At 35.1% G+C, this 8,311-nt stretch carries 8 protein-coding genes and 1 pseudogene; 7 read left to right on the forward strand and 2 right to left on the reverse strand.

Going from position 1 to position 8,311, the window contains the following annotated elements:
* Positions 1 to 12 precede the first annotated feature (12 nt).
* Positions 13 to 309, reverse strand: coding sequence for a GIY-YIG nuclease family protein (locus STRDD10_RS01075; RefSeq protein WP_067192395.1), 297 nt, complete (start codon positions 307 to 309; stop codon positions 13 to 15).
* Positions 302 to 1,045, reverse strand: a complete 744-nt coding sequence (locus tag STRDD10_RS01080) for a tRNA1(Val) (adenine(37)-N6)-methyltransferase (RefSeq protein WP_067192398.1) — start codon at positions 1,043 to 1,045, stop codon at positions 302 to 304. The genes STRDD10_RS01075 and STRDD10_RS01080 overlap by 8 nt, the downstream gene beginning before the upstream one ends.
* 344 nt (positions 1,046 to 1,389) lie before the next feature.
* Between STRDD10_RS01080 and STRDD10_RS01085 the strand changes: the two genes are divergently transcribed.
* The 7 genes and pseudogenes from STRDD10_RS01085 to STRDD10_RS01115 all read left to right on the forward strand — a co-directional run bounded on the left by STRDD10_RS01085 (position 1,390) and on the right by STRDD10_RS01115 (position 8,116).
* On the forward strand, positions 1,390 to 2,412 hold the full coding sequence (locus STRDD10_RS01085; RefSeq protein WP_067192400.1) for a branched-chain amino acid aminotransferase: 1,023 nt from the start codon (positions 1,390 to 1,392) through the stop codon (positions 2,410 to 2,412).
* Between the two features lie 179 nt (positions 2,413 to 2,591).
* Positions 2,592 to 2,819 (forward strand): DUF2969 family protein, encoded by a 228-nt coding sequence (locus STRDD10_RS01090; protein ID WP_067192402.1) that lies wholly within the window; start codon positions 2,592 to 2,594, stop codon positions 2,817 to 2,819.
* 233 nt (positions 2,820 to 3,052) lie between these two features.
* A complete protein-coding gene (locus STRDD10_RS01095; protein ID WP_067192403.1) occupies positions 3,053 to 3,427 on the forward strand; it encodes a DUF1149 family protein in 375 nt (124 codons plus the stop codon).
* 3 nt (positions 3,428 to 3,430) lie between these two features.
* Positions 3,431 to 4,279: a DegV family protein gene (locus STRDD10_RS01100; RefSeq protein WP_067192406.1), complete on the forward strand. Its 849-nt coding sequence runs from the start codon at positions 3,431 to 3,433 to the stop codon at positions 4,277 to 4,279.
* Between the two features lie 12 nt (positions 4,280 to 4,291).
* Positions 4,292 to 5,059 carry a 4-hydroxy-tetrahydrodipicolinate reductase gene (dapB, locus tag STRDD10_RS01105; protein WP_067192408.1) on the forward strand — a complete coding sequence of 256 codons (768 nt, stop codon included), beginning with the start codon at positions 4,292 to 4,294 and terminating at the stop codon, positions 5,057 to 5,059.
* The gene (locus STRDD10_RS01110; protein ID WP_067192410.1) at positions 5,056 to 6,255 is read left to right on the forward strand and encodes a CCA tRNA nucleotidyltransferase; all 1,200 of its coding nucleotides are present in this window, start codon (positions 5,056 to 5,058) and stop codon (positions 6,253 to 6,255) included. The genes dapB and STRDD10_RS01110 overlap by 4 nt, the downstream gene beginning before the upstream one ends.
* Positions 6,252 to 8,116 (forward strand): annotated as a pseudogene (locus STRDD10_RS01115) (ABC-F family ATP-binding cassette domain-containing protein). Before STRDD10_RS01110 ends, STRDD10_RS01115 begins: the two are co-directional and overlap by 4 nt.
* Positions 8,117 to 8,311: the final 195 nt, after the last annotated feature.

Genomic DNA, 8,311 nt, shown 5'->3' on the forward strand with positions numbered 1-8,311 from the left:
TGCAGTTCAAAGTTACTTTTTACTCTTTTTTATTGTTTGTCCCTTAAATTTATCGTAAATGCTGTTTTCAATATAGGCCAGTTTTGAGGCTCTTGTTCTTTTTTTAAAGAGTGCTTCTGCAGACATGGCAGAGGGTTTATCAGGAAATTCTTCCTGATAAACGAGTGTAACAGGAAGTCTCGTACGGGTATATTTTGCTCCTTTTCCAGCATTGTGCGTTTGAAGACGTCTTTCAATGTTGGTGGTATAACCAGTGTAGAGTGAGCCGTCTGCGCATTCTAAAACGTACATGTAAGCCTTATTATCCATAATAGATCTCATGAATTTCGGAGGTATAGCTACCATCTTCGTTGTGTATAAACAGAGGAGGCAAAATTTTAAGTCCATCAAGTGAACCATCCTTTATAGCTTCGATTAAAAGCATGTTGGCTCCTTTAGTTTGTTTCGGATAAACAAATTGAATTCTTTTTGGGGCTAATTTATACTGTTTCATAGTCTCAATAATGTCAAGAAAACGGTCTGGCCGATGAACCATAGCTAACCTTCCGTTAGATTTGAGAACTCGTTGTGCTACTTTACAGATTTCATTCAGATTGGTAGTGATTTCATGGCGAGCAAGTAAGTAGTGTTCGCTCTCGTTTAAATTCGAATGTTTATCAACCTTGAAATAAGGTGGATTGCAGAGTATGACATCAACTTTACTTTCTTTGATGTAATGAGGTAGATTTTTTAAATCATCCTGAATGACGGACATCTGATCGTTTAAATTGTTTAGTTCAATTGAGCGTTCTGCCATATCTGCTAGTCGTTCTTGTAACTCAACTGCAATGATATCTGCTTTTGTACGCGTACTTGAAAAAAGTCCGACTGCCCCATTTCCAGAACAAAGATCCACAATTAACCCTTGTTTAGGCAATTTTGGGAAACGTGAGAGTAATACACTATCAATTGAATAGCTAAAAACTTCTCTATTTTGAATAATTTTGACATCAGAGGAAAATAATTGATTGATCCTTTCCCCGTCTTTTAAAAGAGTTTCTTTCATGATTCCATTTTAACATATTTTTACCACATGGGATATTAATAACCTATAAAGCTAATTTATTAGGCAAGATGAAGCAATCAAGTTAACGTATGATAGTCAACTAAAAACGATTTGGAACATCATTTACAGATAATTGTCTGAAAATTACAAACAAAGCTTGCAATTTTAATAAAAAGGTGTAAAATAAAAAGAGTATCTCATAGATAAAAATCTGTCCAGTATCTATATGGTGTTTGTTTACTTGTCATATTTTTCCCTCTAAATGAGAAGTCCTTAGATGGTGCTAGAAAGATCACTTATGAGTATATGATTTAAAACAATCTAGAAAATAAAAGGAGATTAAAATGACCGTATCAATTGATTGGGAAAATCTAGGATTTTCATATATGAAATTGCCTTATCGCTTTCTTGCGCGATATAAAGAAGGAATTTGGGAAAAAGGTGAGCTGACTGAGGATGCGACACTACATCTTTCGGAATCTTCGCCTAGTCTTCACTATGGACAGCAGGCATTTGAAGGGCTAAAAGCTTATCGAACTAAAAATGGAAATGTGCAGTTGTTCCGACCAGATGAAAATGCCAAACGATTACAACGAACTGCAGACCGATTATTGATGCCTCAAGTCCCTACAGATATGTTTGTGGATGCTTGTAAACAAGTTGTGAAAGCAAATGAAGACTTTGTGCCTCCATATGGAACAGGTGGTACTCTTTATCTACGTCCGTTATTGATAGGAGTTGGTGATATTATTGGAGTGCAACCGGCTAAAGAATACATTTTCACAGTGTTTGCAATGCCAGTTGGCAACTATTTTAAAGGGGGATTGGTACCAACTAATTTCTTGATCCAAGACCAGTACGATCGAGCAGCTCCGCATGGAACGGGTGCTGCGAAGGTTGGAGGGAACTATGCCGCAAGTCTTCTTCCTGGTAAAATGGCAAAATCAAGGAATTTCTCAGATGTTATTTACTTAGACCCTGCAACTCATACAAAAATTGAGGAAGTTGGCTCAGCAAATTTCTTTGGAATTACAGCTCAAAATGAATTTGTCACACCATTGAGCCCATCTATTCTTCCATCGATAACAAAATACTCCTTGTTATATTTAGCTGAGCATCGTCTTGGCTTAAAACCAATTGAAGGTGATGTTCCAATTGATAATCTTGAACGCTTTATTGAAGCAGGAGCTTGTGGAACGGCAGCTGTTATTTCTCCAATTGGTGGTATTCAGCATGGAGATAGATTTCATGTTTTCTATAGTGAAACAGAAGTTGGACCAATCACTCGGAAGTTGTATGATGAATTAACGGGAATTCAATTTGGGGACATCGAAGCTCCAGAAGGTTGGATTGTTCAAGTAGATTAGAGCGTGCGAAGTTGGAATAAAAACTCCAACGACCCTTCTTGTTCACTTTTGAGACTATGACAGTGATAAGGTAAGAAGTTTGAAGCTATGTTTTGTCTTCTAATTTTTATCCTCCTTCCTTGGTTCTTGCTATTTCGTGACTTTTTTTGTACAATAGAAAAAATGAAACGAGGTATAAAATGAGTAAAGATAAGAAAATAGAAATCCAATTGTCAGATAGTAAGGTTGAGGTTGGAAAAAGACAAATCGAAGGTTATCAGTTAACCATTGGCAAAAAAGTGATTGGTGAAATTGCTGAGTTAGATAATCAATTTGCCATCATAAAAAATGGTAATGTTGATTCTTTGCATAAAAAGGTAGAAGCTGCGGTTGAGATTTTAATTGAGAATTATAATCTTACCAAATAAATCAATATTTTTAGATGAGGTTGGGACAAAAATCCCGACCTTGCTTTTTATTATCGGTAAAGTTTTTATATGATAGCTGATTGTTGTTTGCGTCCTATAAATTCTAAAGAGCTCTTTTTAGAGAAAATTTCGTATTTTGTTCTCCTATTTTCATTTTTTAAATTATAAGAATTTTGAAAATAGCTTAACTTTATGGTATAATAAGAAAACTGATTTATATTTTAGGAGAAAATATGGAACTACAACGTGAAAAAGAATTTGTTAGCCAATATCATTATGATGCTCGCAATTTCGAATGGGAAAAAGAAAATGGTGCCCCTGAAACAAAAGTTGATGTCAACTTTCAATTATTAAACCAAGATGAGGAAAATACACTAACTTCTATCAATGTGGTTTTAAATTATATGATTGTTTTTGATAGTTTTGTTATCAGTGGTGTCATTGCTCAGATCAATCATGTTCAAAATAGGATTGTCAACGAACCGAGTGAGTTTTCTCAAGAAGAAGTTGCACTACTTGCACAGCCATGTCTTAAAATGCTTAACCGTTTGACTTATGAAGTAACAGAGATTGCCCTTGATTTACCAGGGATTAATTTGGAGTTTTAGTGAATGAAAATAGCTGTTATAACAGATTCTTCTGCTTTTTTACCTGAAACGGTTAAAGTACGTAAAGATTTGTTTGTCCTCGACATTCCTGTCTATATAGATGGTCAATCTTATGTAGAAGGAAAAAATCTCACGGCAAGTGAGTTTTATTTTAAAATGGCTCAGTCGAAAGAATTACCTAAGACTAGTCAACCAAGTATAGCTGACTTGGAAGAAATTTTATCTAATTTACATGTGCAAGGTTATACTCATGTAATCGGTCTTTTTCTTTCGTCTGGCATTTCTGGATTCTATCAAAATATCCAATATTTAAAAGATGAATTTGATGGGATGGAGGTTGTTTTTCCTGATAGTAAAATCACATCAGCTCCTCTTGGATTGTTGATCGAGAATATCTTTTCTTGGTCAGAAAATGGCGTATCATTTGAGAATATCTTAATGAATCTAAATTCGCAAATCGAACATACTTCTGCTTATATTTTAGTTGATGATTTGCAACATTTGGTTAAAGGTGGACGTTTATCAAATGGGGCGGCAGTTCTAGGGAATCTTCTCAGTATTAAGCCAGTACTTTATTTTAATGAAGTAGGAAAAATAGAAGTTTTTGAAAAGGTAAGAACGGAAAAGAAAGCTTTTAAACGTTTAGTTGATATCATCAAAGACGACACTAAAAACGGACATTATCAAGTGATTGTTATTCATGGAAATGCAATTGATAAAGCGGAAATGTTACGTCAGCTTCTAGTTGAAAATGGAATTGAAGGGACCATTCAACTTGCAACTTTTGGTAGTGTAATTGGAACGCACTTAGGTGACCATAGTGTAGCAGTAGGGTATGTTCCATCTGTATAAAAGGAGAAGGAAATGAGTATCAAAGTTATCATTGCGGGTTATAAGGGAAAAATGGGACAGGCCGCTTTTAATATGGTTATGTCTGATGACGAACTTGAACTGGTTGGTTTATTGGATCCATTTACTGATGAAAAAGAAGTAGCTGGAGTTCCTGTTTTTAAACATAAGGAAGAAATGGCGAACCTAGATGCAGAGGTTTGGATTGATTTTACGACCCCAAAAGTGGCTTATGAAAATACTCGTTTTGCATTAGAATCTGGTTTTGCTCCCGTAGTAGGAACAACAGGTTTTACAGCTGAAGAAATTGCTAAGTTAACAAAACTTTCTTGTCAAAAAGGTTTGGGTGGATTAATTGCCCCTAATTTTGCAATTGGAGCTGTTCTACTGATGCAGTTTGCAGCTCAAGCTGCAAAATTTCTCCCAAATGTGGAAATTATAGAGTTACACCATGATAATAAAAAAGATGCTCCTAGTGGAACAGCTATCAAGACAGCCGAGCTGATTAGTGAACAACGTTCTGTGTTTCAGCAAGGTGCAGAAGATGAGGAGGAGCTTCTTCCAGGGGCAAGAGGTGCAGATATTAATGGCATGAGAATTCATTCTGTACGTTTACCCGGGTTAGTTGCACATCAAGAAGTTATTTTTGGAAGTCAAGGAGAAGGATTGACCCTTCGTCATGATTCATATGACCGTTCTTCTTTCATGACTGGAGTCAATTTGGCTATTAAAGAAGTTATCAAGCGGCAAGAGCTTGTTTATGGTTTGGAACATTTATTATGAGATTAGAAAATATGCCTTCTGAATTTCAGGAGGCTTTACCCGTATTAGAAAAAATAAAAGCGGCTGGATTTGAAGCTTATTTTGTTGGTGGCTCTGTGAGGGATGCCCTACTGGGACGCTCTATTCATGACGTTGATATTGCAACATCGGCTTATCCAGAGGAAATTAAGCAAATATTTAGACGAACAGTCGATATTGGAATAGAACATGGAACAGTTTTAGTGTTAGAAAATGGCCACGAGTATGAGGTAACGACATTTCGTACAGAGGATGTGTATGTTGACTATCGAAGACCATCCAGCGTTTCTTTTGTTCGCTCGTTAGAAGAAGATTTAAAACGTCGAGATTTTACCGTAAACGCTTTTGCCTTGACAGATGGTGGGGATGTCATTGATTTGTTTGATGGAGTTGCTGATTTACAGAATCAACAACTACGTGCAGTGGGGATAGCTTCTGAAAGATTTAACGAGGATGCTCTTCGTATCATGCGTGGACTGCGTTTTCAGGCTAGTTTAGGTTTTCAACTGGAGGCACAAACACTCGCTGCAATGAAAGACAGAGCTTTCTTGTTAGAAAAAATATCGGTTGAACGCATTTTTATAGAGTTTGATAAACTACTCTTGGCTCCTTTTTGGAAAAGAGGATTGAACTCAATGTTGGATTGTCGTGTTTATAAGCACTTGCCAGAGTTAGTTGAAGAAAATGCAGGTTTACAAAAACTTTTTAACTTAGCAGAAAATTTTACCTTTACAAGTTCAGTACAAGCTTGGGGGGCGCTTTTTAGCACCTTATCTCTAAAAGATGTACAAATCTTTTTAAAAAAATGGAAGACCTCTCGTGATTTTTCAAAAAAAGTGCAACAATTTATAGATATTTTATCTTTTAGACAAGTTCGTGGAGTGACAAGACGGGATTGTTATCGGTATGATTTAACATTACTCTTTGAAGCAGAAGAGTTACGTCAAGCTCAAGGATTAAAAACAGATTTTATTATCATTCAAAAAATTTATGATGAACTAACAATTCATGATAAACATGAAATTGTGGTGAATGGTGGGATGCTAATAAAGAATTTTGGTTTTGATGCAGGACCACAACTAGGTCAACTGTTAAAAGAGATTGAATATGCTATTGTAGATGGAGAATTGGAGAATACTCTTACTGCAATAACTGACTTTATAAAGGAGAAGCGATGAGTGATTTTATCGTAGATAATCTAACAAAAACTGTTGGAGAAAAAACTGTTTTTCAGAAAATATCTTTTATTATTCACGATTTCGATCGTATTGGTCTAATTGGAATCAATGGAACTGGTAAAACGACTCTTTTAGATGTTCTCTCTGGTGTTTCTGGTTATGATGGAGATAGTAGTCCATTCTCGGTTAAGAATGATTTTAAAATTGGCTATTTAACTCAAGAGCCAGATTTTGATGATGAAAGAACAGTGTTAGATACAGTGTTATCTAGCAATCTCAAAGAGATGAAACTTATTCATGATTATGAATTATTACTGTCAAACTATGACAGTAGTCAACAAACTAGGCTTGAAAAAGTAATGTCAGAAATGGATGCTCTCAATGCTTGGGAAATTGAAAGTCAGGTAAAAACGGTTTTGTCGAAATTGGGAATAGAGGATCTGACTATTAAAGTGGGTACTCTTTCAGGAGGATTGCGCCGTCGAATACAGCTAGCCCAAGTTTTATTAGGGGATCATGATTTGTTACTATTAGATGAACCAACAAACCATTTGGATATTCATACAATAGAGTGGCTGGCTACTTTTTTAAAAAATTCAAAAAAAACAGTTCTTTTTATCACGCATGATCGGTATTTTTTAGATAGTGTTTCTACTCGAATATTTGAATTGGAGCGTTCCGGTTTAATCGAGTATCAGGGGAATTACCAAAATTATGTTCGTTTAAAATCTGAACAGGAGGAACGAGATGCTGCATTACTTCATAAGAAGCAGCAACTTTATAAGCAGGAATTGACTTGGATGCGTCGTCAACCCCAAGCTCGTGCAACAAAACAACAAGCGAGAATCAATCGATTCCATGAATTGAAATCTGACTTATCTGATACAACTTTAGGTAATACTCTGGAAATGAATTTTGAGACAAGTCGAATTGGAAAAAAGTAATTGAATTTAAAGATGTTACTTTTTCTTATGACGATAATCCACTTTTGGAAAATTTTAATCTTTTAGTTCAGAATAAAGATCGAATTGGAATCGTTGGTGATAATGGTGTTGGAAAATCAACCTTATTAAATCTAATAGCTGGTCGCATTCAAAGTCAGACTGGTCAAGTTACAATAGGTGAAACGATTCGTATTGCTTATTTTTCTCAACAGATTGAAGGACTCGATGAAAGTAAGCGCGTAATTAATTTCCTACAAGAAGTGGCAGAGGAAGTAAAAACAAGCAAAGGAACGACTTCGATTGCGGAACTTTTGGAACAATTTCTTTTTCCTCGTTCAACGCATGGTACTTTGATTGAAAAACTATCTGGTGGAGAGAAAAAACGACTCTATCTTCTAAAGTTATTGCTGGAAAAACCAAATGTTTTACTCTTGGACGAACCTACGAATGATCTCGATATTGCAACTTTAACTGTTTTAGAAAGCTTTTTGCAAACTTTTTCTGGCCCAGTCATAACTGTTAGTCATGATCGTTATTTTCTCGATAAGGTTTCAAGTAAAATACTTGCTTTTGAAAACGGTACAGTTAGAGAGTTTTATGGAAACTATACGGACTATCTAGATGAGAAAGATTTCGAGTTTCAGCAACTCTCAACTTCAAAATCTGAGACAAAAGAGAAACAGGTTAAAATAAAAGAAGAAAAGAAACGAATGACCTATCATGAAAAGAAGGAATGGGAAATAATAGAAGCAGAAATAGAAAAAATAGAGATGGAAGTTAAAATAATTGAAACTAAAATGCTTGAAAATGGGACTGATTTCGGGGAGTTGTCCATTTTACAAGCAGAATTGGATAAACTTAATGAAATCTTACTGCAAAAATATGAACGCTATGATTATTTAAGTGAATTAGTTTAAATAATGTTAAGAACTAATCATATAAAATTATTCCAACCCCAATTGTCAAGTCAAGTGCAACAAAGATATTCTGATTAAGTGAGGGCTTTTAATTTTGATATAATACGGATAGAATTTTTGTCACAATCTCTATAAAAATTTTTCTTTTTTATTTTGTGATAAATTGTAAAATATAGTGCAACAAAAAAACTCATA

Origin of the sequence: Streptococcus sp. DD10, assembly GCF_001578805.1 — a bacterium.
Classification (GTDB): Bacteria; Bacillota; Bacilli; order Lactobacillales; family Streptococcaceae; genus Streptococcus.